Source organism: Pseudomaricurvus sp. HS19 (assembly GCF_009857815.1).
In the GTDB taxonomy this organism is placed as follows: domain Bacteria; phylum Pseudomonadota; class Gammaproteobacteria; order Pseudomonadales; family Cellvibrionaceae; genus Pseudomaricurvus.
In genome coordinates, this window is sequence record NZ_WVVW01000008.1 from 1 (window position 1) to 25,727 (window position 25,727).

The 25,727-nt window shown below is 60.3% G+C and carries 19 protein-coding genes and 1 tRNA gene; 12 read left to right on the plus strand and 8 right to left on the minus strand.

What is annotated here, in order from left to right; all coding sequences use genetic code 11:
- Window positions 1–22: 22 nt before the first annotated feature.
- Window positions 23–99, minus strand: a tRNA-Arg gene (locus GSF27_RS12290).
- Between the two features lie 94 nt (window positions 100–193).
- The gene (locus GSF27_RS12295; protein ID WP_160969476.1) at window positions 194–967 is read right to left on the minus strand and encodes an exodeoxyribonuclease III; all 774 of its coding nucleotides are present in this window, start codon (window positions 965–967) and stop codon (window positions 194–196) included.
- Between the two features lie 318 nt (window positions 968–1,285).
- Between GSF27_RS12295 and pyrE the strand changes: the two genes are divergently transcribed.
- The 7 genes from pyrE (at window position 1,286) to GSF27_RS12330 (ending at window position 8,029) form a co-directional block, all read left to right on the plus strand.
- On the plus strand, window positions 1,286–1,924 hold the full coding sequence (gene pyrE, locus GSF27_RS12300; RefSeq protein ID WP_160969478.1) for an orotate phosphoribosyltransferase: 639 nt from the start codon (window positions 1,286–1,288) through the stop codon (window positions 1,922–1,924).
- Between the two features lie 112 nt (window positions 1,925–2,036).
- Window positions 2,037–2,669 (plus strand): hypothetical protein, encoded by a 633-nt coding sequence (locus GSF27_RS12305; protein WP_160969480.1) that lies wholly within the window; start codon window positions 2,037–2,039, stop codon window positions 2,667–2,669.
- 110 nt (window positions 2,670–2,779) lie between these two features.
- Window positions 2,780–3,202, plus strand: coding sequence for an MAPEG family protein (locus tag GSF27_RS12310; RefSeq protein ID WP_160969482.1), 423 nt, complete (start codon window positions 2,780–2,782; stop codon window positions 3,200–3,202).
- Window positions 3,203–3,415: 213 nt separating this feature from the next.
- On the plus strand, window positions 3,416–5,791 hold the full coding sequence (locus tag GSF27_RS12315; RefSeq protein ID WP_160969484.1) for a Tex family protein: 2,376 nt from the start codon (window positions 3,416–3,418) through the stop codon (window positions 5,789–5,791).
- 184 nt (window positions 5,792–5,975) lie between these two features.
- On the plus strand, window positions 5,976–6,434 hold the full coding sequence (locus GSF27_RS12320) for an EVE domain-containing protein (protein WP_160969664.1): 459 nt from the start codon (window positions 5,976–5,978) through the stop codon (window positions 6,432–6,434).
- Window positions 6,435–6,500: 66 nt separating this feature from the next.
- Window positions 6,501–7,094: a DNA endonuclease SmrA gene (gene smrA / locus GSF27_RS12325; protein WP_160969486.1), complete on the plus strand. Its 594-nt coding sequence runs from the start codon at window positions 6,501–6,503 to the stop codon at window positions 7,092–7,094.
- A 119-nt stretch (window positions 7,095–7,213) separates the two neighbouring features.
- Window positions 7,214–8,029, plus strand: coding sequence for a mechanosensitive ion channel family protein (locus tag GSF27_RS12330; RefSeq protein ID WP_160969488.1), 816 nt, complete (start codon window positions 7,214–7,216; stop codon window positions 8,027–8,029).
- Window positions 8,030–8,202: 173 nt separating this feature from the next.
- Here the strand turns inward: GSF27_RS12330 and GSF27_RS12335 are convergent, their stop codons facing one another.
- The 5 genes from GSF27_RS12335 to GSF27_RS12355 form a co-directional block, all read right to left on the minus strand.
- Complete coding sequence (locus tag GSF27_RS12335; protein WP_160969490.1) at window positions 8,203–11,793, minus strand: translocation/assembly module TamB domain-containing protein; 3,591 nt, start codon at window positions 11,791–11,793, stop codon at window positions 8,203–8,205.
- Window positions 11,793–13,535: an autotransporter assembly complex family protein gene (locus GSF27_RS12340; protein WP_160969492.1), complete on the minus strand. Its 1,743-nt coding sequence runs from the start codon at window positions 13,533–13,535 to the stop codon at window positions 11,793–11,795. Before GSF27_RS12340 ends, GSF27_RS12335 begins: the two co-directional genes overlap by 1 nt.
- Window positions 13,536–14,149: 614 nt before the next feature.
- Window positions 14,150–15,424: an MBL fold metallo-hydrolase gene (locus GSF27_RS12345; RefSeq protein ID WP_202410431.1), complete on the minus strand. Its 1,275-nt coding sequence runs from the start codon at window positions 15,422–15,424 to the stop codon at window positions 14,150–14,152.
- A gap of 3 nt (window positions 15,425–15,427) precedes the next feature.
- Window positions 15,428–16,435, minus strand: coding sequence for a zinc-binding dehydrogenase (locus tag GSF27_RS12350; protein WP_160969494.1), 1,008 nt, complete (start codon window positions 16,433–16,435; stop codon window positions 15,428–15,430).
- Between the two features lie 61 nt (window positions 16,436–16,496).
- Window positions 16,497–17,282 carry an SDR family NAD(P)-dependent oxidoreductase gene (locus tag GSF27_RS12355; protein WP_160969496.1) on the minus strand — a complete coding sequence of 262 codons (786 nt, stop codon included), beginning with the start codon at window positions 17,280–17,282 and terminating at the stop codon, window positions 16,497–16,499.
- A 279-nt stretch (window positions 17,283–17,561) separates the two neighbouring features.
- Between GSF27_RS12355 and GSF27_RS12360 the strand changes: the two genes are divergently transcribed.
- From GSF27_RS12360 to GSF27_RS12370, 3 genes are all read left to right on the plus strand, one after another.
- Window positions 17,562–18,431, plus strand: a complete 870-nt coding sequence (locus GSF27_RS12360; RefSeq protein ID WP_202410432.1) for a helix-turn-helix transcriptional regulator — start codon at window positions 17,562–17,564, stop codon at window positions 18,429–18,431.
- Window positions 18,432–18,568: 137 nt separating this feature from the next.
- The gene (locus GSF27_RS12365) at window positions 18,569–20,401 is read left to right on the plus strand and encodes a carboxylesterase/lipase family protein (RefSeq protein WP_160969498.1); all 1,833 of its coding nucleotides are present in this window, start codon (window positions 18,569–18,571) and stop codon (window positions 20,399–20,401) included.
- Between the two features lie 220 nt (window positions 20,402–20,621).
- Window positions 20,622–21,767, plus strand: coding sequence for a sulfotransferase (locus tag GSF27_RS12370; RefSeq protein ID WP_160969500.1), 1,146 nt, complete (start codon window positions 20,622–20,624; stop codon window positions 21,765–21,767).
- Window positions 21,768–21,828: 61 nt separating this feature from the next.
- On the opposite strand, the gene GSF27_RS12375 is transcribed toward GSF27_RS12370, so the two are convergent.
- Window positions 21,829–23,871, minus strand: a complete 2,043-nt coding sequence (locus GSF27_RS12375) for an acyltransferase family protein (RefSeq protein ID WP_160969502.1) — start codon at window positions 23,869–23,871, stop codon at window positions 21,829–21,831.
- 408 nt (window positions 23,872–24,279) lie between these two features.
- On the opposite strand from GSF27_RS12375, the gene GSF27_RS12380 reads away from it, so the two are divergent.
- Together GSF27_RS12380 and GSF27_RS12385 are read left to right on the plus strand one after the other, a co-directional pair.
- A complete protein-coding gene (locus tag GSF27_RS12380; RefSeq protein ID WP_160969504.1) occupies window positions 24,280–24,873 on the plus strand; it encodes a TetR/AcrR family transcriptional regulator in 594 nt (197 codons plus the stop codon).
- A gap of 57 nt (window positions 24,874–24,930) precedes the next feature.
- Window positions 24,931–25,710 carry an SDR family NAD(P)-dependent oxidoreductase gene (locus GSF27_RS12385; protein ID WP_160969506.1) on the plus strand — a complete coding sequence of 260 codons (780 nt, stop codon included), beginning with the start codon at window positions 24,931–24,933 and terminating at the stop codon, window positions 25,708–25,710.
- Window positions 25,711–25,727: the final 17 nt, after the last annotated feature.

Below are 25,727 nucleotides of genomic sequence, written 5' to 3' on the forward strand. Positions count from 1 at the left end.
GTGAAGCCGGCTCTTTTATGTATGGCGCACCCTAGAGGATTCGAACCTCTGACCTTTGCCTCCGGAGGGCAACGCTCTATCCAGCTGAGCTAAGGGTGCATTGTTTCTGGCTGCAGGCGGGGCTCTGGTGCACAGGGCCTGCCGCAGGGAGGCGCCATAATACTGATCTCGGTCAGTGGCGTCCAGCAGCGGTTCAGCGCACTTCCAGGTCGTAGTCGATGATCACCGGCAGATGGCTGGAGAACTGCTTGGTCTTGTAGATGGTGGCGTACTCCACGCGGCCGGCCAGGGTCTCGGAGATCACCTGGTAGTCGGTGCGCCAACCGTCGCCTTCGCCCAGGCGACCGGCTGGCCAGTAGCTGTACTCATCGCGGTCGGAGTTGCCGAGGCGGAAGGCGTCGGCATAGCCTACCTGGTTGAACAGCTGGTCCATCCACTGCTGTTCGTGGGGCAGGAAGCCGGAACTGCTGGCGTTGTCGGCGGCGTTCTGCACGTCGTGACGGGTGTGAGCCATCTGCCAGTTACCGCAGAAGATAAACTCGCGACGCTTGCGGGTAATCTTGTGCAGGTGCGCCTGCATGTCGTCAAAGAACTGGATTTTGACTTCCTGGGACTCGGCTTCGGAGCTGGCAGAGGGTGCCAGCAGGGAGCCTATGCTGATGTGCTCGAAGTCCGCCTGCAGGTAGCGGCCTTCCATATCCACGCCGCTGCTGAAGCCGAGGCCAAAGATCAGGGCCTTGGGCTGGTGGCGGGTATAGATGGCGACACCGTTGTAATGCTTGATGCCGGAGTCGAAAAAATAGGCAAAATAACCGTCCAGGTGGAACGGGTCGCCGTCGAGCTCATATTCCAGAGCCCGTAAATCCTGAAGACAGATGATGTCGGCATCCTGCTCGGACAGCCACTCGTACAGGCCGCGCTGGGCTGCCTGATGAATGCCGTCCACACTAAGACTGATAATGCGCATGTTCGCCCCTTGTTTACAGGCTGCGTATGATACCCGAGCTGGCGTCTTAATTGTTAACTTTTATAAAGGGTATCGTTGACTGCGACCACTGAAATCAGGGGTGCCGGGGAGTTTCCCTGTCCCCGGTCAAGGCACAGCCAGCCTGCGAATTTGACTCAATAATAGATGATGTTGCCACCGATACCAGTGGCAGATTGACGGTGCTGATATACGGTGTCTGTCACCCGGTAGCCCGGGGCGTGTGACAGGGTTGCTGCTGGCTGTGTATCATATCTGTTGTACCTGTCACATTAATCAACATAGATTCGGACCTAGTTCATGGAGCAGTACCAGCGAGACTTTATAGAATTGGCCATTAGCCACCAGGCCCTGCGTTTCGGCGAGTTCACCCTGAAATCGGGCCGCACGAGCCCCTATTTCTTCAACGCCGGGCAGTTTCAGACGGGTGCTGCGCTGGCAGCCCTCGGTCGCTATTACGCTGATGCGCTGCAGCAGTCCGGGGTGGATTATGACGTGGTCTTCGGTCCCGCCTACAAGGGGATTCCCCTGGCGGCGACCACGGCGGTAGCCCTGGCGGATCGCCACGGTAAGGACATGCCTTACTGTTTCAACCGCAAGGAGGCCAAGGACCACGGCGAGGGCGGCACCCTGGTGGGAGCGCCGCTGCAGGGCAAGGTGCTGATCGTGGACGATGTGATTACGGCTGGTACGGCAGTGCGTGAGGTGATGGGGATCATCCGTGCCGCAGGTGCCGAGCCCGCCGGTGTGCTGATTGGCCTCAACCGCCAGGAGAAAGGCAAGGGCGAGCTGTCAGCCATCCAGGAGGTGGAGCAGGAGTACGGTATCCCGGTGATCAGTATTATCTGTCTCGAGGATATCATCCACTACCTGGAGGAGCAGGGGGAGAGCGGGCGCGTGGCAGAGATCCGTCGCTACCGCGAGGCCTACGGCGTTTAAGCACCGTTCAGCCACAGGCTGCCACACTGCTGACTTACAGGCCGGGTGGCAGACCGGGTAGGGAGTACTTCCCGCCAGCATAATTATTATCAGGGGTGAAAATCAGGTGTCATTGCAAAAGTTGAATCAGGACAAGGGCCGGGCCTGGGGGCGACAGGCCCTGTTGCTGCTGGCGTTGGGGTGCTTCGGTATCAGCCAAGGAGCGCTGGCGGCCAAGCTCTATCGCTACACCAACGGCGAGGGTGTGCAGGAGTTGAATACCTACTTGCCGCCGGAGTACTCCCAGAATGGTTACGAAATCGTCAACGAGCGTGGCGATGTGTTGCGCACGGTACCGCCGGCCCTGAGTGAGGAGGCCACAGAGGCCTTGCGTGCTGAGCGCATGGAGAAGGATCGGCAGCAGCAGTGGGACAGAGAACTGCTGCGTCGTTATAGCAGCGTGCGGGATATTGAGGCCGCCAAGAAGCGCAAGCTGGCCCAGGTGCAAAACAGTATTCTGATCATCAAGAGCAACATGACCAACATCAAGGGGCAGTTGGCGGAGCAGCACGCCAGGGCGGCGGAAAGCGAGCGCCAGGGCAAGGATGTACCGAAGCCGATTCTGCAAAAGATCGACGGTCTGGAGCGTGAGCTACAGTCGGCGGAAGAGCAGTTGGCGGAGCGTGAACAGCAATTCAGTGACACCGAAGAGAAGTACGATCGCGACCGCGACCGGTTTGCGACCATACGTCCCGATCGTCAATAACCCCTGAAGGCAGCCGAGGCTGCCTTTTTCTTTGCCGGCGGCAGACCGCTGCCGGCGTCTCCCCCGGGCTGTTATCATGGCGCCACAATAATGACTTGAGGGAGTACGCCATGTCCCAAACCGCAATCCTGCAGCCCGTCTGTGTATTGATACTGATCACCATCGCCGTCTGGCTGGTCCTGTTCGCCCGCCGGCTGGGCTACCTCGCCACCCACAAGTTGGACCCTGACCAGATAGCCGATGCCAGGACGCTGGAATCCATGCTGCCGCCGGCGGCTGTGGCGGCCAGTAATAATTTTAAAAACCTGTTCGAAGTGCCGGTGATTTTTTATACCAGCTGCGTCATTGCTGTACTGGCGGGAGTGGTGGACAGTCTGCTGCTGGGCAGTGCCTGGGCTTACGTAAGCCTGCGTGCGCTGCACTCGCTGGTGCACTGCACCTACAACCGTGTGAATCACCGCTTTATGGCCTATCTGGCGAGCTGCCTGGTGCTGTGGTTTATGGTGATCAGGGTCAGCTTGCAACTGTTCTGATGGCCCCGGTGGCGCCTGTCACCGCGGCCACTTGTTGGCTTTTGTGACAGGTGTCCGGCAGCCATAAAAGCTGGTCAAAAACAAGCCTGTCATAGCCCCGGTGAATTTCGCATAATGCCCGCCAGAGGCGGGAATACTCCCGTCGCCAGTCCATCTGAACGTGATTCCATAACAACAGGCCAGCGGCCGCACGATGTTTCCAGAGTTGTTTCTATGATTTCAATTTCCGCCCGAATTGCCGAAGAACTTGGTGCCCAGGAGCGCCAGGTAAATGCCGCCATTGGCCTGCTGGATGAGGGTGCCACCGTGCCCTTTATCGCCCGTTACCGTAAAGAGGTGACCGGTGGCCTTGATGACACCCAGATGCGCACCCTGGAAGATCGCCTGCGCTACCTGCGGGAGCTGGAAGACCGGCGCGCCGCCATCCTCAAGAGTATTGAGGAGCAGGGCAAGCTGACCCCGGAGCTGGCGGCGGACATCAACTCGGCGGATACCAAAAACCGTCTCGAAGACCTCTACCTGCCCTACAAGCCCAAGCGCCGTACCAAGGGCCAGATCGCCCGCGAGGCCGGACTGGAGCCACTGGCCGATGGCCTGCTGGCCGACCCGACCCTGTCGCCGGATGTGGAAGCGCAGAAGTACATCGTTGGCGCAGAGCACAACGACGGTAGCGAAGAGGCGCAGAAGATTACCGATATCAAAGCCGCGCTGGACGGTGCCAAGTACATCCTCATGGAGCGCTTCAGCGAAGATGCCTCCCTGCTGGGCAAGCTGCGTGATTTCCTCAAGACCGAGGCGCAGGTGACGGCCCGGGTGATGGATGGCAAGCAGGCCGAAGGAGCCAAGTTCCAGGATTACTTTGAGCATGACGAGCCGCTCAAGGGTGTTCCCTCGCACCGCGCGCTGGCCATGTTCCGTGGTCGCAACGAAGGTATTCTCTCCATCGCCATCACCCTCGACGGCATTGAGCCGGGTATGTCCCATCCCTGTGAAGCCATGGTGGCCGATCACTGGCAGGTGCGCGACCAGGGTCGCGCAGCCGACGGCTGGCTGGCGGAAGTGGTGCGCTGGACCTGGCGGGTGAAACTGCTGACCCACCTGGAGACCGACCTGCTGGGTGAGCTGCGTGAGCGCGCCGAGGAGGAGGCGATCAAGGTGTTTGCCAGCAACCTCAAGGACCTGCTGCTGGCGGCGCCGGCCGGTCAGGTGGCCACCCTTGGCCTCGACCCGGGCCTGCGTACCGGCTGTAAGGTGGCGGTGGTGGATGCCACCGGCAAGGTACTGGATCACTGCGCCATCTTCCCCACGCCGCCACAGAACAAGATCCGTGAAGCGGAAGCCAAACTGGTGGACCTGTGCAGAAAGCACAACGTGGGTCTGATCGCCATTGGCAACGGCACCGCCTCCCGCGAGACCGACAAGTTTGTCGGCGATGTGCTGAAAGCACACCCGGACATCAAGGCGCAGAAGGTGATGGTGAACGAGGCCGGCGCCTCGGTGTACTCGGCTTCCGAGTTTGCCGCGAAAGAATTCCCCGAGCTGGACGTTACCATCCGCGGCGCCATCTCTATCGCCCGCCGCCTGCAGGACCCGCTGGCGGAACTGGTAAAGATCGAGCCCAAGTCCATCGGCGTGGGTCAGTACCAGCACGACGTCTCCCAGACCCAGCTGGCGCGTTCGCTGGAAGCGGTGGTGGAAGACTGTGTGAACGCCGTGGGTGTGGAAGTGAATACCGCGTCGGCACCGCTGCTGGCGGCGGTATCCGGCCTGAGCCTCTCCATGGCCAACAATATCGTCGAATTCCGCGATCAGAACGGTGCCTTTGGCAGCCGTGATGACCTGAAAAAAGTACCTCGCTTCGGTGCCAAGACCTTTGAGCAGGCGGCAGGCTTCCTGCGTGTAGCCAATGGCAGCAACCCACTGGATGCCTCCGCGGTACACCCGGAGTCCTACGCGGTGGTGGAGCGTATCTCCGGCACCAGTGGCCGCGCCATTGCCAGCCTGATTGGCGACTCCGCTTTCCTGCGCTCGCTCAAGGCGGCGGACTACACCGATGAAAACTTCGGTGTACCCACGGTGACCGACATCATTAAAGAGCTGGACAAGCCCGGCCGTGATCCGCGTCCCGAGTTCAAGACTGCGCAGTTCCAGGAAGGGGTGGAGAAGATCAGCGATCTGGAGCCCGGTATGATCCTGGAGGGCACCGTCACCAACGTCACCAACTTCGGGGCGTTCGTGGATGTGGGTGTGCACCAGGACGGACTGGTACATATCTCCGCACTGTCACACAACTTTGTTAAAGATCCCCGTGAAGTGGTCAAGGCCGGTGACATCGTCAAGGTGAAAGTGATGGAAGTGGATGTGCCGCGCAAGCGCATCGGCATGTCCATGCGTCTCGACGACACCCCCGGTGAGAAGACCTCTGGCCCGGGTGAGCGCAAGGGCGGTGGTGCCCGCCGCAATAGTGGCGGTGGTAACGGCGGCAACAACCAGCGCAGCTTCGGTGGTGGCCAGCAGCAGACGGCGGCCTCCGGTACCATGGCGTCGCTGTTTGCCCAGGCCAACAAAAAGAAAAACGGCCGTCTCTGACGGTCGTCAACCTGCTAACAAACGCTGCCCGTCAATGCGGGGAGCGTTTTTCAGCGACGAGGCAATCCAGCGCAGGCACAGTATTGGACTGTACACGGAAACATGGATCGCCACGCTGCGCTCGCGATGACGGCCTGGATTTGTGCAGCAGCCTGATGGAGGCTGACCCCGGGAGCTGATGACAATGAACTACTGGCTGTTTAAAACCGAGCCGGACGAGTTCGGTATCGATGACCTGCAGAGTCGCGGGCGCGAGCGCTGGGACGGTATCCGCAACTACCAGGCGCGCAACCTGCTGCGCGATCAGGTGCGTTGCGGTGACCAGGTGCTGATCTATCACAGCAGTTGCAAGGCGGTCGGCGTGGCCGGCATTGCCGGTGTGGTGAGTGAACCCTACGCCGATCCGGCGCAGTTCGATCCCGACAGTAAGTACTTCGACCCCAAGGCCTCACCGGAGGCACCGCGCTGGTTTGCGCTGGACGTGGGTTTTGTGGAGAAGTTTCCCCGGGTGTTGCCGCTGGCGCGTATAAAGAGCCAGCCACAACTGGCAGAGATGGTGCTGATCCGTCAGGGGCGTCTCTCCGTACAACCGGTGACCGCCGCGGAGTGGCAGCTGCTGACGACGCTGGCCCGGCAGGGCTGAAATTGAGGTTATACTCTTTTTGACTTCGACTGCTGACACCAGACTGCCGAATACAGGGGGACGGCCATGAGCAAGACCGATAACCATGATGAGCAGGCCTTCCGCGCCGCCATGGGGGATGTCAAACCCCTGCGCCACGCCAGCCGGGTGACGCTGGCGAAAAGCCAGAGCCTCAGTGATATCAACAATCAGGCCCGCCGTGAATCGGCGCTGGCCCAGGTGACCGGCAAGCGCAACGACCTCTCCGGCGATTTTGTTGAACAACTGGAACCCAATGCCATACTCAGTTATCAGCGCCCCGGTGTGCAGCACGGTGTGTTCCGCAACCTGCGCCTGGGTAAGTATGCGGTAGAGGCCCGCCTCGACCTGCACCGTCACACGGTAGAGCAGGCACGGGAGGCACTGTTTCGCTTTGTGAAGGATTGTCTTGAGAACGATATTCGCTGTGCCCTGGTCACCCACGGCAAGGGCGAAGGACGTGAGCAACCGGCACTGCTGAAGAGCTGTGTGGCCCACTGGTTGCCACAGCTGGAAGATGTGCTGGCTTTTCACTCGGCGCAGAAACATCACGGCGCCGCCGGTGCCACCTATATCATGCTGCGCAAGAGCGATCGCAAGCGGCAGGAGAACCTGGAGCGGCACCAGAGGCGGCGAGTGTAGCGGTTGCCGCAGAACATATTCAGTCCCCGCAGGCTGGCAGCACGGAGAGCGGGCGGGGCAGGTTTTTTAAACCAGCAGTTTGCAGTACCCATCCCTTTGAAAATGGTTAAGGAGCTACCATGGATTTCAATCCTGAAGAAATGATGCAGCAGGCCCCCGATCTGGTTATGACCTATGGCGTGAAGGTACTTCTCGCCCTGGTGGTCTTCTTTGTCGGTAAGTGGCTGGCCAATATGCTGGCCAACGGGCTGGAGAAAGGCCTGACCAAAAAGAATGTGGACTCCACGGTGGGGCGCTTTACCCGTAACATCGCCTACTACACCCTGTTGACGGTTGTCATTGTGGCAGCGCTGGGGCAGCTGGGTGTGCAGACCGCTTCTTTTGTTGCCATTATCGGTGCCGCCGGTCTCGCCGTCGGTTTTGCCCTGCAGGGCTCGCTGGCCAACTTCGCTGCCGGTGTGCTGTTGATTCTGTTCCGCCCGTTCAAGGCCGGTGACTTTGTGGAAGCGGCCGGTATTGCCGGTGTGGTGCAGGAGATCTCCATCTTCAGCACCATCCTCCACACCGGTGACAACAAGCGCATTATCGTTTCCAACAACGCGGTGATGGGCGGCACCATTACCAACTATTCCACCCTGCCTACCCGCCGGGTCGACCTGCTGGTGGGTGTCAGCTACGGCGCCGACCTGTCGCTGGTGCGGAAAACGCTGGAAGAGATCGCCGCCGCCGACGAGCGTGTGCTCAAGGATCCGGGCATTACCATCGGCGTCAGCGAACTGGCGGATTCCTCGGTCAACTTCGTCTACCGGGTGTGGGTCAACAGCGGCGATTACTGGCCGACCTACTTTGCCCTCAACGAAGCCATCAAGCGCCGTTTTGATGAGGTGGGTATCGAGATTCCGTTCCCGCAGATGGATGTGCATCTGGATAAGTAAAAGCCTTTTAAGGACGCTGCGCTACAGGACGCCGGGGCTGCAGGATTGAGGACGCTTCGCTACAGGAAAAACCAGAGTGGGCGCTTGCGCCCGCAAACGGTCTGACTGTAGCGAAGCGTCCTGTAGCAACGCGTCCTGACCCCTGTAGCGCAGCGTCCTACTCCCCCTCGCCCCTAATAATCATTATGCCACTCCAGCTCCACCCCCTGCTTTGAGGTGCCGGTGCTGAGGGTGCTGCGCAGGTTTAACTTCGGGGTAAGCTCGATAGTAATGCCGGTACGCCAGGGCTCTGCCGCTTCACCGGTGTGTTCCAGCTCCATGTAGACCCTTTCACCGAGATACTTGCCCGCGCCCACGTTGACGCCGCTGCCGTCGTCGGTCTCCTGGGTACCCACCGTCAGGCTGTCCAGCTGCAGGAAATCACGGGTACTGCCAATGGGGTCAAAGCCGCCACCCTGCAGGGTGGAGATGCCATTGGCCAGCTGCAATGCCTGCATGGGCGTGATGGCCTGCAGGGATTTACCGAACAGCATCCACGACAGGATCTCGTCCTCCGGCATGGGCGGGTCGGAGGTGAGGGTAAAACGCAGCACTTCACTGGTGCCGCTGAGATCCGCACGGATATCCACGCCGGCTTTGGTCAGGGTGCCGCTGGCCAGCAGGGTCAGGTCGCTGTCGTTGATGCTGACATCCCCCTGGGTGAGGGTGAAGCGCTGTCCCAGCAGGTCAAAATGCCCGCGTACCAGCTCGAAGCTGCCACTGATTTCCGGTTTGTGGGCGGTGCCCCCCAGGTGCAGTTGGCCCGACAGTTCGGCGTCCAGGCCGCGGCCACGAAGGTAGGCACGGCGGTCGGTTTTCAGTGTCAGGTCCAGGTCTACCAGCAGCCCACTGCCGGACTCCTCCTGCGCGCCTTGGTCGCTGTAGCTGACGTCGATGGCGGGGATAGCGTCCCCCGGCAGCTGGCTGTCCAGCGACAGGGTAATGGGGTCCAGCAGCAGTGTGCCCTGCATCAGCCAGTGGCGCAGGCTGCCGCTCAGGTGCAGGTTGCCGGATACCGTCCCCTGCACATCGTGGCGCTGTACCAGGTTGAGGGCGTTGGCTTGCAGGTCGATATCGAGAAAGTTGTCGGCGTCCGGCCGCTGCCACTGCAGGGCGCCGGTGCCGGTGAGAATGCCGCCCAGTCCGTCATCGGCGTGCAGGCGGGTCAGGCGCAGCTGCTTGCCGTCGGCTTCGGCTTGCAGCTCGAAAGGTTGCAGGCGCAAACCCAGCAGGGTACTGCTGAAATACCCCTCCTGCAGCTGCAGATAGCCCTGCACGGCCGCTTGCCCGTTCACGGTCAGGTTGGCATCCAGGCGTCCGCCCAGACTGGTGTCGGCTGGCATAAGGAACCCCAGTGCCTGCAGGTCAGCGTTGGCGCGCAGGCCGAAGCCGGGCATGGTGCTGTTGCCCCACAGCCATTGGGCCAGCGCCTTTTTGCTGGCACTGAGTTGTACTTCACCGGGTTGCTGCGGGTTGTTGGCCAACTGCAGCTGGCTGTCCAGCAGCAGTTGGGCGGTGGAATCGCCTTCGCCCAGCTCGCCCCGCCATTGCAGATAGGTAAGCTGCTCGTCGGGCAGGGAGAACTCGCCGCTGCGATAGTAAAAGCTGCCGCTCAGCTGTGCTTGTTGCAACCATTGCGGGTTGCGCTCCGGGGCCGCGGGCAACTGCAGCTGCAGATTGGCGCTGAGAGTGCCCCCGGTGTCGGGCCAGTTAAAGCTGGACGCCAGCGCCATGGGTAACTGCTCGGCATGCAATTGCCAGTGCATGGGGGGAGCTGCCTGGCCGAAGCCCAGTTGGCCGGTCAGGGTCAGATGACCTTCGCTGCCGTCCTGCTGCAGGCTCAGCTGCGCCTCGTCGATGGTCAGTGCCGCCGGCTGCAGCCGGCCGCGCAGTTGCAGCTGCCCCCGGTGGGGTTGCGCGCGATGATGGATGGGGCCGTGCAGATCGAAATCGGTGTCCGGTTGCAGCAGGTTACCGCGCAGGGTGCCCCTGCCGCTGACCAGGGTTAACAGCTCCTGTGGCCACAGTTGTGGCATGAATTCGTTGAGCAGCAGCGGGTCGAAGTTGTCCACCTGCCACTGCAGTGCACTCTGCCCGGTGGCAAAATCGGCGCGGCCTTGCAGTTGCACCTGCAGGTCGCCGTTGTGCAGGCGAGCCTGGCTTACCTGAAAATCGGGCCAGCGTCCTTCGGCCAGCAGTTGCAGCTGCAGTGGGTGGGTATGATAGGCACCCTCTGCCGTGGCCTGCCATTGCATGTTGGTGTGGCGCCACTGTCGGTCGATGGGCCCGCGCAGCTGGAAGTTGCCGACATCGGCGCGCAGCTGTAGCGGTTGCAGTTGTTCCGGCACCTGTACCTCCAGCCGCTGCAGGATGGCCATCACCAGGTCACTGTCGATGCGCTGCCCGGCGCCGCGGATATCGATCTGTTGGCTCGCCAGATTGAGATCGCCGGCGACCTGGGCGCGGCCGCTGGCCTGCTGCTCCCCGGATTGCCATTGAAGGGTGACGTCTGAGCATTTGAGTGCAATGCGTTCCAGACCCAGCAGGCCGCTCAGGCTGCCGTTGGCCTGCCACTGTTGGGGGCGGGGCTGCTGTTCGACCCAGGTGAGGGCCAGCTGCAGGTCGCCCTCGGCCAGGGGTTGCTGCGGGGTACCGCGCAGCTGCAGCGTGCCGCTGGCGTTGCCGGCTTGCAGTTGCGGTATCCAGGGGGTGAGCAGGGTGAGCGGCAGCTGTTGCAATTGCAGTTGCAGGTCCAGCCTGTCGGCGCTGGCAGAACCGGTGATCAGTTGCGACTGCTCATCCACGGTCACTCCCAGTTCAATTCCGTGTAGCTGCAGCAGGTCCCTGCTCAGGCTCATTTTTCCCTGCACCCGCACCAGGTGTTGCTGCCACGGTGCTTCTACCTGCCGTAGTTGCAGATCCAGCACATCATCGCGTTGATGCAGTTCGACCTGCGCCTGCAGTTGCAGCGGCAGCTGTGGCGGGTTGTGCAGTTGTTGCCCCAGCCAGCCACCGGCGGGTTCTTCTATTTGTGCCTGCAGCAGCAGGCTGTCGGGGGCATCGCTGTGGCTGCTGAGTCGGATGCGGGTAACCGGTTCGTCATGCTGTGGCAGAGATTGTGCGCTGACGTTGCCCCGCAGCGGTATCTGTTGCGTCCACAGATCCAGCTCTGCTTGCAGTTGCAGCGCCGGCATCAGCGCCTGGCCATCGGCATCCATCACCTCCAGGCGATCGCTGTGCAGTTGCTGCAGTTGCAGCTGCCAGGGACGAATATCCAATTGTTGCAACAGTGCAGGCAGATCGGGGGGCGATTGGGGCTGGTCAGAGGTTGCGGCAGGCAGGTAGATCCTGGTGACTTCGGCGGTCAGCCGCTGCAGTTGTAACTGCTGTTGCTGCAGGCGGCGCCAGTTGAAGGCGATCTCGCCGTTTTCCAGCTGCAATAGGGGTTGTTGTTGCCGGTACACCGTGAGACGACGGAAGGTCCAGTGATCGATGGCGGGAGAGTAGGGGGCCTCCACTTGCAGATGGAAGTCACCCAGTTGGCGGTTGAGCAGTGGCAGTGAGCTCTGCAGCAGCCACACCCGTCCCTGGGGATCGTTCAGGAGTCCGGCCAGGGTGATGCCCAGCAGCACCGTACACAGCAACAGCATGGCCGCAACAATGGCGGCCAGGCGGCTGGCGGGACGCCAGCGATTGCTGCGGGTTGGCGGTTGTGTGCTGTTCATCAGAACGCCTGCCCGAAGCTGATGTAGAACTGCAGGTCGTCATCGATGCCATCGCGCTTGTTCAGCGGGGTGGCAAGGTCGAAGCGCAGCGGGGCAAAGCGGGTGTGGTAGCGCAGGCCGATGCCCGCGCCCCAGAGCCAGTTTTCGCCAAAGCTGAGGTTGCGATCCGGGTAGGCGTAGCCGCCGTCGGCGAACAGGGTCACGCCCCAGTTACCACCCACCCGCAGGCGCAGTTCCAGGGAGGCCTCCGAGAAGGAGAGTCCGCCGCGGGGATCGCCGTCTTCCAGCTCGCCCACGCTCTGGTAAGGGTAGCCCCGCACCGAGCCGCCACCACCGACATAGAAACGCTGGTCGGCGGGAATGCTCTCCAGCGCTGCGCCGGTCAGCAGTCCGGTGGTGGCCCGCAGTGCCAGGGTCGGGCGCCAGCCCCAGTCATCGAGGGAGTAGTAACCCCTCAGGCTGATCACATTTTGCAGGAAGGTAAGATCCTCCTGGTTGAGATCGGTGTAGGGCCGCAGGCTGATACCACCGTTCCAGCCGCGGGTCGGGTCGAGCAGATTATCGCTGTAGTTGAGTACCAGCCCCAGTGGCATGGACAGCAGTTCGAAGCGTTCGCTGTTGTCATCCTCCTCAACCCTGGAGTTGGTAAATACCAGCCCGATGTTGGTGTGCAGGTGATCGGTCCAGTGCTGGGTCAGCATGGCACCGGCTTCGCGGCTGCGGCTCAGGTAGCTGTCGGTGTCCTCTTCTTCCAGACTGGTGTGCAGCTCCAGGTCCTGTTGCGGTTGCAGGAATTGCGGCAGTGTCAGGGAGGCCTTGGCCAGTTGGTTGATCTGGTCGGCACCGGCTTCAAGCTTCAGGTGTTCGCCGCTGCCCCAGAGGTTGCGGTTTTCCCAGCCGACGGTGGCGCCCTCGCGGGCATCGGTAGTGTAACCGACGGTGGCGCGCACACTGTGGCGACGGCGTTCGGTCAGGCGAAAGTGGACATCGGAGAGCACCAGGTCGCCATCCTGCTGTGGCGGCGTTACGTCATAGTGGACGCTGGTGAGCAGGCCGCTTTGCAGCAGGGTCAGGCGCGCCTCATCCAGCTCACTGACACGCAGGCAGCGGCCGGACGCGATCTGCAGGCTGTTGCGCAGGAAGGGTTCCTCTATATGCACCTGGCCGCTGAAGGTGACTTCGCCGATGCGGATGGCGGGGCCGGGGGTGACCTTGAAAGTGATGTCGGCCTGGTGGTTGTCACTGTCCAGTACGACCTGGTAGTCCACCTGGCCATTGGCATGACACTGCTGGCGCAGGAAGCGCAGCAGTGTGGCACGACTCTCCAGTACCTGTCTGGCCCGCAGCGGCTCACCGGCTTGCGGTTGCAATGACGGCCAGTCGCTGATGCTGTCACCACCGTCGAGGCGAATGGTACGTACCTGGTAGCGGGGGCCGGTATCGATGCTGTAGCCGGCGCTGCCCGAGCTGTGGATGCGGCTGTTGTAATAACCCTCCGAACGCAGCAGCTTGTCGATGGTCTGGCGGGCACGCTGCTGCCGCTGCAGGTCGGAGAGGGGAATGGCGGTGTCACTGTCATCGAGGTTGCGCAGGCGTTTTTGCAATTGCGTGGCGAGGGCATCATTGCGCGGGGTTACGCTGACGGTGGTGCCGCGATTATCCAGCAGCGGCAATGCCACCGCCTGTGTGCCGAGGCACAGCAGCAGGAGCAGAAGCAGGCGTGATGGTTGGAGCAGGGACAAGGCAAACTTCCTGTTGTGCCGGCGTCTTGTAGCCGCTGGTGCGCCGGCGATCTCCGGCCTCTGGCCGGACGGTAAGCGGAATCCTGTCGCTATCTTACTACTGTGTCCGGGGTTATCACATCTGCCCGGTTGCAGCTGCCACTGTGTGGGCAGTGGCAGCTGTCCGCAATCCTCATTTGGCTTGCGGGCGTTGCACGCAGACACGATCACCGTAGTAGTTGTCGGCGTAGTTGCAGTCGCTGGCAGGCTTCTGGGTGGTGGTGTTGGCAATAATGGTTTTGATGGTTTTCATGGTCTGTCTCCCTGGTTGGTGTGGAGTCAGATTACGAAATGGGTCGGGGTAACGGAAATGGGTAATTCCGACCGGAACGATAGGTGGAAACGATTAAGATTTGGGGAGCTAGGAGCTAGGAGCTAGGAGCTAGGAGCTAGGAGCTAGGGACTAGGACGCTTCGCTACAGGACGCTGGCGCTACAGGGTTCAGGGCGCTGCGCGCTAGTGCCTGGTAGTGTTGATGTAGGAGCCCGGTCCCCCGGGCGATCTTTCTGTTCTCACGTTATTGGAGGTCAAAAGAGCTCGCCCGGGGGACCGGGCTCCTACAGCAGGGGGCGGAGTTAACCTTCGCCCAGCGCCGCCTCTGTGAGCGTAAGCTGGTTTTTCAGCCACATCACTTCGCTCATGTTGGTACCGCCGGAGGCTTTCAGCAACAGGCCCATCACCGCTTTTTTGACCGTCAGTGCCGCACTGTTGGTTGGCTCGGCACCCAGTGCCACTTCCACCAGGTGCAGGGCTTCCAGCGGTTGGTTGTCCGCCAGTTTTGCCTGCGCCCGCTGTGCCAGTGCGTCGGCACCGCCGGCCAGCTCCACCAGATCGGCGTCGATGCTGGCGCGGGGTACGCCGTAGAGGGAGGTGGTGTAGTCCATATGGAACCAGCCCGCGTGCTCCTCCCAGATGGTACGCACGGCCCAGTTCACCTTGCCGTGGAATTCGCCGATGGCGATCTCTTCAGGCAGCTGGATCTCGCGCATCAGGGTGTGCACATCCTTGCCGGCGTTCATGCCGTCCAGGGTCTGCTCCAGCACGTAGCTGACGGCGGCGTGCATCTTGTCCAGGCTCTGGCGGATGTTGGCGGCGCCCTCAATGGGATCGCCGTGGCCGGTGATCAGCAGCTCGGGGTTGAGGTCGCGAACTTTTTCCAGGCACTCCAGCCACAGGCGTGCCGAGCGGGGCTTGTCGCCGCGCAGGGTGCAGAGGTTGGGCATGGACATGAACACCGGGCCAAACAGGTTGCCGGTAAAAACCACCTTCTCCCGTGGCATCCACACCACCAGTGCGTCCGGAGCTTCGCCGCCGGGGGTGGAGATCACCTCGAAGCGGCGCTCGCCCACTTCAAAGGCGAACTGTTCATCCACGGCGATATCCGGAATCACTTCCGGTACCGGGTTGTCACGGCCCTTGATGGTGCTGGACCAGATCTTGGCCGAGCGCCCCTTGAGGAAGGGACCGAGGCGATCAAAGAAGTGCCAGGTATCCACGAAGCGGCGCTCGGCCACGATCTTTGTGCCGTTCTCTTTTAGCAGGGGCACACCACCGTAGTGGTCGGCGTGGGCCTGGGTCAGTACCAGGTACTCCAGCGGGCCGGTGCGCACCTTGTCGAAGATGGCCTTGTTGCGCTCGGCGCTGCCCATAAAACCGGCGTTGATGAGCACATCACCGGCGTTGGTGGTGACCAGGTAGGCGTTGGAAATATCCTTGGCCATATAGATGTAGTCGTGGATCACCACGGCATCGGTCTGCTGGTCGCCGGCCTGTACCAGTGAGGCAAGGTGCGGCTTTTTATCGGCTTCGCCTGGGCTCAGGGCTGTCTCTTTATTGTTATCAGCACTCACAGTTTACTCTCCGTCGATCTCAATCATCACTTTGCAGGATTCCGGCGTAGCGGCAATCTGCAGACCTTCCATCACCTGCGACAGTGGCAGGCGGTGGCTGATCATACTGGCGATCTTGTCCTGCAGGCGCGGCATGGCGGCGATAACATCCGGCATTTCGGTGGGGTAGCCCATGGCGGTGGTGATGGTCATCTCACTGGTGAGCATGCGGCCGACAGGAAACTCGATGGGCTTCATGTGGGCTGCGGTAATCACCATGCGGGAGTGGAACTTGGCGATCTGTACCACCTCGGAGAGGATGTTGGGTGCGCCGGCGGCGTCGATAAAGGCGTCGGTACCCACGCCCACACGGCCGTAGGAGGGGACTTCGCCGTGCAGTTTGGCAAGTTCATCCCGCAGGTTGATTTGGGTAGGGTCCAGGGCTGCCTGGGCACCCAGCGCCAGGGCGCGCTCGCGGCGCTCTGCTGCCAGGTCCAGTGCCACCACGTCGATGCCGCGATCCACCAGCCACAGCACCATGCCGAGGCCGATGGGGCCACAGCCGAAGACCACTACCTTGTCACCGGCCTTCACTTCCGCACGGTTCACACCGTGCATGGCGACGGCCAGTGGCTCGCACATGGCGGCGATCTCGTAGGGGATACCCGCGGGGATCGGCAGGATCGAGGCACCCAGCTTGGCTTCCCGCACCAGCAACTCTTCGGTAAAGGCGCCTTCCGGGCCGCCGCTGCCAATGTTACCGGGGGTCATCATCGGGTTGACGATCACTGCGTCGCCCACCTTGATGCCCTCCACATTGGTACCCACTTCCATAATCTCGCCGGCACCCTCGTGCCCCAGCGCCGTAATGGTGCCGGGGGTGGGGATACCGCCAATCTTGATGTAGGAGAGGTCACTGCCACAGATGCCGCAGTTCTTCATTTTCACGACCACATCGTCGGGGCCGGTGGCTGGTCTCTCGTAGGTGTCCAGACGCACGTCGCCGGATCCGTGAATTTTCAGTAAGCGCATAAGGGGCTCCTCTCTTTGTAGGCTCTTTGGCTCTGCAGGCTATCGATTGTTGTAAGGAGGCTTACTTCACCATGGCGCCGCCATCAATGGTGATGGTTTCACCGGTGAGGAAGGAGGAGGCGTCACTGCACAGGTAGGCGCCGATGCCTTCGAAATCTTCGGGGTAGCCAACACGCTTCAGCGGCTGCTGTGGACCCATCATTTCTGCCATGGCGGCAATACGGTCGTCGCCACCCATCATCGGGGTCATGATCAGGCCGGGGGCCACCACGTTGGCGCGGATGCCGAACTCACCGAATTCAACCGCCATGCAGCGGATTACTGCAGCGATGGCGGCTTTGGAGGCAGAGTAGTTCTGCTTGCCGGCCAGGCCTTTGAACAGGGAGAGGCTGCCGCAGGCCACCAGGCTGCCACCGGGCTCACCGGCCTTGGCGCGTTCTACCATGATGCGGGCGCCTTCACGCAGGGTGAAGAAGGCGCCGTGCAGGGCTACGTCCAGGAACTCGTGCCACTTCTCGGTGGGCATATCGAACACGGAGTTGAAGCCCGGGGCACCGCCGGAGTTGGCGAACACGCAGTCCAGGCGACCGAAGTCGGCCATCAGCTGCTTGTAGCCTTCGATGATGTTGGCCTCGGAGGAGACGTCGACCTGATAGGTGATGACCTTGGCGGCGCCGGCGGCTTCCAGCTCGGCCTTGGCGGCGGCGTTTTTCTCGGCGTTGCGGGCCCAGATGGCGATGCTGCCGCCCTGCTTGGCAATACCCTTGGCAAAGCCCAGACCAATACCACCGTTACCGCCGGTGATCAGGGCAACTTTACCGGTCAGATCAAACAAACCTTTGGACATGATTTTCTCCTCGCTGGGCCGCAATCCGGCCTCGTTATCGCTTTTCAAATGTATTAGCGCCCCACTCTACGCTGAAAGCGGGGGTAAAGAACCAAAGCATAGTGTGTTTCAGCCCTGCTGGCCTCTCAACTGCCATCGGTGTCGATCACGGGCCGCTATACGCAGGACTGGCCATGGGAGAGTGTTAAGGAACAGTAAGTCCGGTTCTCGACATGGGGCGGACTGGTTATAATGTCGCCAATCTGCGTCACCGGCTCAAATGCCGGGGAGAATAATCATATGCAATACGCTGCCAATGACCTGATGAAAGTGGATGCCGAGCTGAGCGTCCCGGTCGCTACCGCACAGGTGGTGCGATTCGATATGAAGTCGCCCATCGACCGCACCATGCAGGCGCCCCAGTCCTACTGGCTCGACCTCTGCCTGACCCCGCGCCCGCACAATGCCCGTGGCTGCTACAGCGATCGCTGGGGCCCCGAGCGTTTCGAGCGCCTCGGTAATATCTTTATGTTGCCCGCCGGCGAAGCCCTGCACGCCCGCAGCGACGGCTGTTCTACCCAGTCTTCCATCCTCTGTCACCTCAATCCCGAGGGGCTGCGCGAGTGGTTTGACGATGACCTGCACTGGACCGACCAGCGCCTCAAGGCCTGTCTCGATATCCCGGAGAGCAGCATCCACTCCCTCATGCTGCGCCTGGCGGAAGAGCTGCGTCACCCGGGATTTGCCTCCCAGACCATGGTGGAGCTGATTGTTGCCCAGATCGCCATTGAGCTGAGCCGCTACTGCGTCAATATCAAGGAGCGTGCCGCCAGCGGTGGCCTTTCGGCCTGGCGCCTGCGCCTGATCGAAGAGCGCCTGCAGGAGGTACGTGAAGCGCCGTCGCTGGCGGAGCTGGCGGAGCTGTGCGGCCTCTCGGTACGCCAGCTGACCCGGGGTTTCCGCACCAGTCGTGACTGCTCCATTGGCGACTATGTGGCCAACAACCGCATTGAACAGGCCCGCCGCCTGCTGGCCACCGACACCAGCGTCAAGGCCATCGCCTACACCCTCGGTTTCGCCTCGCCTTCCAGCTTTTGCTACGCCTACCGTCGAGCCACCGGCGAAAGCCCCGGTCAGTATCGCGAGCGCCTGCACCGAGCCGGGCACTGAGCCGGGCTGGTCGCTCAAGACCGGAATCCTGGCTGTTGTTTTGCGGATGATTGATTTAATTTAATAGCGATAAACATAAATCAGGCGCTCAATTGAGCGCCTTTCTGATAATAACAATCCATAAAAACGCTCATCCTATGAAAAAAGCTGCTCTGCTACTGCTGGCCCTTGTGGCTGGCCTGCTGATCTATCGTCACGTCTCCGCTCCGTCCGCCGATCCCGCTACCCTGCGTCAACTGCAAAGTGGTGCCGTGGTGGGTTTTGAGGACCAGGAAAACACTTACGCCTGGAAGGGTATTCCCTTCGCGGCCCCGCCTGTGGATACGCTGCGCTGGCAGGCGCCACGCCCGGTGGCCAGCTGGGAGGGGACCCGCGAGGCGCTGGAACACGGCGCCATGTGCTCCCAGGTAGTGGCCTTTGACTGGATGCCGGTGCACCCGGTGATCGGCTCGGAAGATTGTCTGTATCTGGATGTCTGGAGCCCGCGCCTGAGCGCCGGGCAGGTCAGGACCAGTAACCGGCCGGTGATGGTCTATATCCACGGTGGTGCCAATACCATGGGCATGAGTGGCGCCTTCAAGCAGTTTCGACTGGCTGGGCGCGAGGACGTGATTGTGGTGGCGCTGCAGTATCGTCTTGGCCTGCTGGGCTGGTTCAGCCATCCGGCGCTGCGCAGTCAGGCGCCAACCCCGCTGGACGGCTCCGGCAACTTTGCCGTGCAGGATATGGTCATGGCACTGCAATGGGTGCAGAAAAACATCCGTGCCTTTGGCGGCAACCCTGATAATGTCACCATTTTTGGTGAGAGCGCCGGTGGCATGAATACCGTGGCGCTGCTGGCCTCGCCCCTGGCGAAGGGGTTGTTCCACAAGGCCATTGTACAGAGTGGCAATATACAGACGGTGCCGCTGTCCCAGGCGGAGCACTACCTCGACGATGCGGATCCCGGTTTGCCCTACAGCTCGCGGGAGTTCATCAATCGCCTGCTGATAGCGGATGGCCGTGCCGCTGACCGCGCCGCCGCCAAGACCGTGCAAAATGGTATGAGCGACAGCGAACTGGTGAGCTGGCTGCGGGGAAAATCACCGAAAGAGCTGTTGGGTAACGCCGAGCTGCGCAACCTGTTGGGCTACCAGACCTACAGCAATGTTCGCGACGGTCTGGTGCTGCCGGACAAGCCTTTGCTGGAGCTTTTTGCCGATCCGGCCGACTACAACGCCGTGCCGGTAATCGTTGGCAGTAACCTTAACGAGTACAAATTCTTCCTCTGGCAGCTGGACCGTTTTGCTGACAAACGCTTCGGCTTTCTCGGCCAGTTCTTGGGCTATTTCCCCATCATTAAGGACGCTGACGACTATAATCGTCTGACCGGCTACTTTTCCGACCAGTGGCGGGTGACAGGGGTGAATGAGCCCGCGTCAGTGCTGGCGGCGTCGCAGCCTGGCGAGATCTTTACTTACCGCCTCGACTGGGCGCGACAGAAGGGCGCCCACGGCGTGGATATGTCCGAACTGTTTGGCTCTGCCCACGGCAACGATGTGGTGTTCCTGCTGGGCACCGATGCGGTCTCCAGCTTGCCTACCTACGCCCAGGCGCAGGATGAGAATGACTACGAGGTGTTGGGTAACCTGATGCGGGGCTATTGGGCGGAATTTGCCCGTACCGGCAAGCCGGGGCAGGGTGGCGATACCAGCCTGCCCGAGTGGCAGCCCTGGCAGGCTGAGGGTGCCAACAAAATGCTGCTGGACCTGCCGGGTAAAGGCCTGGGGATGGCGGTAGACCGCCTGACCGTGGCTGAGCTCAAGCAGCGCCTGCGCGACGATCCGAAGATTGCATCGACCCGCGAGCGCTGCGAGCTCTACACGCAGCTGTTCTGGTACGCCCTGACCAAGGACTTCTGGGACGACGAGGAGTACCGGGCATTGGGTTGCGAGGCCTGGCCGCGAGAGAGCTTCAGCGGTCTTATCTAGGAAGCTTCAGCGGTCTTATCTGAGGGCGCTTCACCGGCATTATCCGGGCCCACGGAATCGTGACCGCCCAAGGACATAGTGGCCGGTTTTCGAAGTCAAACAGCGTTGCCAGCGTCGCTGGCAACCTCCACGATAGGCGGCCAGAGTGAGCGGGCTTCCCCGTGGTGGAAGCTGATGCTGCCAACCATACAGTGAATACAGAGATTGAGAGGTTACGGGTATGACACAAACAGTGACTGCCGATGAGTTGATCGCCAAGGCGCAGGCCGCCACCGGTCTGGAAAAATTCGACAGCGACAGCTTCCGCGAAGGCCTGGACATCCTGTTGTCCGACTACAACGCCAGTGGCGCTTCCGCCAATGAGCGTCTGCAGGGTTCCATGGTGATGTCGTTGGCCAACCGCCTGAAAACCACCGACTACCTGGAAAAGAACCCCGAGCTGCTGCAGCGCCCCATCGAGAAGCCGGTGTTTGTCTTCGGTGTACCCCGCACCGGTACCACCCTGCTCAGCAACCTGCTGGCCACCGATCCGGCCCGCCGTTCACCACTGACCTGGGAGATCGACGATCCCGTTCCGCCAGCCACCGACGCCACCCTGACCACCGACCCCCGCGCGGTTGCCCGTCTGGAGATGGAAGCCAAAATGCTGGCGGCCATGCCCGAAATGGGCAAGTACTACCGCAGCTCTGCCATCTACCCCAACGAAGACGTGTACATCATGGCGCACGACTTCAAGACCCTGATGTGGGAATCCCGTGGCAAGTGCGCCAACTACCGCGACTGGCTGCTCTCCACCGACATGACCAGTGCTTATGAATACCACAAGCGCTACCTGCAGGTGCTGCAGCACCACACCACCGGCACCTGGAACCTGAAGATGCCATCGCACTCCCTGTTCCTGGAGACCCTGCTGAAGGTGTATCCGGATGCGCGCCTGGTGCTGACCCACCGCGACCCTCTGACCGCTACCGGCTCTTTCTGCGGCATCATCTCCCAGGGCCACGGTTCCGTCGGTCCGGTGGATGCAGAGTACATCGGCCAGAACTGCCTCTATCAAGCGGTTGAGCACGCCAATCGTGTTATGGACTTCCGCGACAAGTTCGGCGAAGACCGCGTTATCGACGTGCACTACGCCGACCTGATGAACGATCCAATCTCCGCCATGCGCAAGCTCTACGCCGGCCTGGGTGACGACTTCACCGCTGAAGCGCAGCAGGGCATGCAGGATTGGCTGGACGACAACCCGCAGAACAAGTTCGGCAAGCACGAGTACAAACTCTCCCAGTACGGTCTGGACGAGAGCCAGGTGCGCGATGCGTTCGAGCGTTACTCCAGCCGTTACGATGTGGAGCCTGAGGGCTGCTGAGCCCTCTACTGTTGAAGTAAAGAGAAAGGCCCACACTGGGGACAGTGTGGGCCTTTTTTGATTATGGGGTGGAGACTATTTGTTCTGAATGGTTTGGATTCCTGTGAATCCAGCCTTTGCTTTCCGCCTGACTCAAGGCCTCGACCATAATGGCGGCTGCAGCCTTCCGGCTTAGATGGCGGCCTCTGTTGTACACCGGGCCCAGGGTAGGGGAAATATCAATACAGCTCCTGGAGCCACTTGTTTCTTCCGGGCAAAGAATGGTGGCTGGATCGATATAAATCAGATTGTCGTTGGTTATCGGATAGCGGGTATTATCCAGAGCCAACAGGTCATCAGCGCTGGTGTTGTTGTAGATCGTAGGGTATTGCTCCAGCTCGCCAATGTGGCGAGCAAGCCAATGCTTGCCATCGATGGTTGGCGTTGGAAGGGTGCGTACGACAATTACTTTATGGCCTTTTTCCAAGAGCCAATTAATAGCGTTCAGATAGGCGTCCCAGGCCTCGCTCTCCGATGGCGGAGTGGCGCTGGTTGCGCTTTCGGAGTTTAATGAGTGTGCTTTTTTAAAGTACAGTTCATTGGCGCTAACTATAAAAATTCTTTTATCCTGCAGGTTTTCAATAATGTTCTTTCTTTGAGCATTTATTTCCGGGCATATCGACGCATGCCCCAGCCAAATTGGCTGGCTAAGAAACGGACATACTCCATGGGAATAGATTACAAGTCCTTCTTTGTAATCTTGTAGTTGATCATAGATGGATCGTTGATAGTGTCCGACATAGCTATCCCCCAGGAGTACCACCCTGCTGTTACCCATGTTGCAGGCTTCAGCAGGGATTCTTTTGTAGCAATTGATGGTCATTTCGCCGGTATCGGCGCGTCTGCCTTGGTGACTGTCAGGATGGTTGAAGGCACCATATTCTGTGGTGGAAAAATCCTGATAGGCCTGCTGCTGTATGGCGGATAGGCGTAGCAGGTAACCATCTGTGAAACGAGCTCCTGAGCAGAATACTATCAATACTAAGGAGAAGGCGGCTGCTGACGAAGCCAGGGCTTTTTTTGATACTGTCAGTGGGTTTCTGTAAGGCTTCTCAATAAGTCGATAGGAGCAAGCCGCCAGCAAAAATGTCAGTGCGATCAAAAGCGCCTTGTGCCAAGTCCCTGGTTCACCGTTGGCAATGCGGTAAAATGCCAACAGTGGATAGTGATACAGATATGCCGAATAAGAGACGAGCCCGACTTGCACGAAAGGCCTCGAACTCAGAAGTTTGCCGATTGGGTCCGATGTCGAACTGTAGAGGATAATAAGGGTAACACCCAATACTGGCAGTAGTGTGACAGCTCCAGGATGCCCGCTGTTGAAGGTGAATAGCACCATGGAACTGATGATCAACAGCAGGCCCAGGACAGGCAGCGATCTTTGGGCGCTTTTGCTTTGAAACCCCTGATGGTGAATTTCGACATAGGCCAGGCCAGTACCTATCAGAATCTCCCAAAATCGAAACCACGGAATATAGAAACTTAGTGGCTGATTTTCAGTGGTGGTGTGTTGGGCAAGAAGAAAACTGATAGCAGTCAATGCCAATATTGATGGCAGTACTATTTTTCTGGAAAAGCGATACAGCACGACAATCAACAGTGGGAAAAACAGATAGAACTGCTCTTCAATACCCAGGCTCCACAGGTGCAACAGGGGTTTCAGAAGCGCACTTTCCGCGCCGTATTCGATAGCAGTTTCATAAAAGAAAAAGTTGGGCACAAACAGCAGGCCAGCCAGTATGCTGTTGGCGTACTCGGTAAAGTCGTTCGGTAGCAGCGTGATCCAGGCCAACGGCACGGTAAAGAGGATCATGGCAAACAGGGCAGGCAATATACGCCGGGCACGCCGTTCATAGAAGCCGCGCAGATCGATGGTGCCGTTGGTCTGCATCTGCTTGAGCAGGTTGCTGCCAATCAGGTAGCCACTGATAACAAAAAAGATGTCGACACCTAAAAAGCCGCCCCGCAGGAGGGCGTCACCACGGAATATGATTTCGGCGTGATAAATGATGACGCTCACGACCGCGATAGCTCGCAGTCCGTCGATTTCGGGTCTGTACTTCAAAACTGGCTGTCCTTTGCTGTAGAAGCCCGTTCTGGCCTCTTTTCCGTGTTGATGCAATTAATAGTATAAGAATGTTGATTTTATATAATGTGACGTTATTAAGCCACGTGATCTCCAGATTTCAAAGTGGCAAATTGAATGCAGCTGGATAGGCAGGGGCTGCGGAAGGGCAGATGTGTCGGGCTGGTGATCTTCGTGGGTAGCCTGCAGTAAACCGCTTTCAAGGTCCGAGGTTGACGAAAATAGTCCGTCACTGAGGGGTGGTGAGGGAGTCTGGCCGGGGTTCGTAAACCTGGCGGGCGTAAGTTGTCTCGCCCGGCAGTCTGCGGTAACGTTCAGCGCTTTGGCGCCACTTTATACAGCCCGGTGGTGCCGCTCAGGGTTACCAGGGCCGTGCGGCAGAAGTTGATGAAAGCGGATAAACCGGCAGCACAGAAACGTCATAAATGCTTTGAAGAGACCCATCTCGCCATGATCGAGACGGCGGTACGGTTGATCTCCGAGAAGGGTCTGGAGGCGTTATCCATTGCCGCTGTCACCCGCGAAATGGGCATGAACCGCACCACTTTCTACTACCACTTCGAAAGCCGTGACGCACTCATCAATGAGGTCAAGGTGTGGTCGGCGGAGAAACTGGCGGAGGCGTTTGACGACTCCCGGCCGCAGCGGGAGCGCATCGACTACATCACCCGCTTTGTGCTGGAAAATCCCGACGTAGTGAAGTTGTGGATTGAGGAGTTGATCACCGGCGGCGATGTGCGTAACAGTTATCCTCATTGGGACGCGCTGGTAAATGGGATTGCCCAGAGTACCGGGAGTCGCACTGGCGAAGACGCCATTGATCCGGAAGTGTTCAGTGTCATCCTGCTCACCAGTGCCATCGTCGGGCCGCTGGTGTTCCGCAACAGCGTGGATCCGGGGGCCGATATTGGTACCATCGTGGAGCGCTTCCGCGGCGAGCGCGTGCGTCAGCTGAAAGAGGTAGACCTGCTGAGTCGATAACCCTCTGCCCCCGCCAGCTGCCGAACCAAAACAACAATAAATACACAGGCAACCCTCATGAACAGCGTTTCAGTTCCTTTCAATCCGTTTTCCCTTGGTGGCCGCGTGGCTCTGGTGACCGGTGCCGCGTCCGGCATTGGTGCTGCCATTGCGGCACAGCTGGCACAGGCCGGTGCGCGGGTAATCATTGCCGATCTCAATGGTGCAGCCGCTGCTGCCCGGGCTGATGAGTTGCAGCAGCAGGGGTATCAGGCCGAGTCCGTCGCGCTGGATGTCAGCAGCGAAGCCCAGATCGTGGAAGTCTGCGCGGCCGTAGTGGCCCGTTACGGTCTCCCCTGGTTGCTGGTGAACAACGCCGGCCTGCAGGATCGCCAGAGCTTCGTGGACGCCACAGCCGAGGAGTGGGATCGCATGAATGCGGTGAATGCCCGCGGTCCTTACCTGCTCAGTCGTGAGCTGGCCCGGGCCATGATCCAGCGGCAGCAGCCCGGCCGCATTGTGAATATCGCATCCGCGGCCCTGCAGGGCAGCATCGTCCACGGCCTGGTGGCCTATACCGGCTCCAAGGCGGCACTGCTGGGGCTCAGTCAGGCCACCGCCTTTGAGCTGGCGCAGCACGGCATTACCGTCAACACCGTTCTGCCCGGTGGTGTTGCCACGCCCGGGGCAATAGCTGCCACCGGTCCGGTACCGGATGGACCAGCGCGCCGAGCCGTGCCCCTGGGTATGTGTCAGGGAGAGGATATCGCGGCAGCAGTGCTCTACTTCGCGTCGCCGGCGGCACAGCGGGTGACCAATCAGGTGCTGGCGGTTGATGGCGGTTTTTCCGTGACCTGAGGCGTTACCTGAGCACT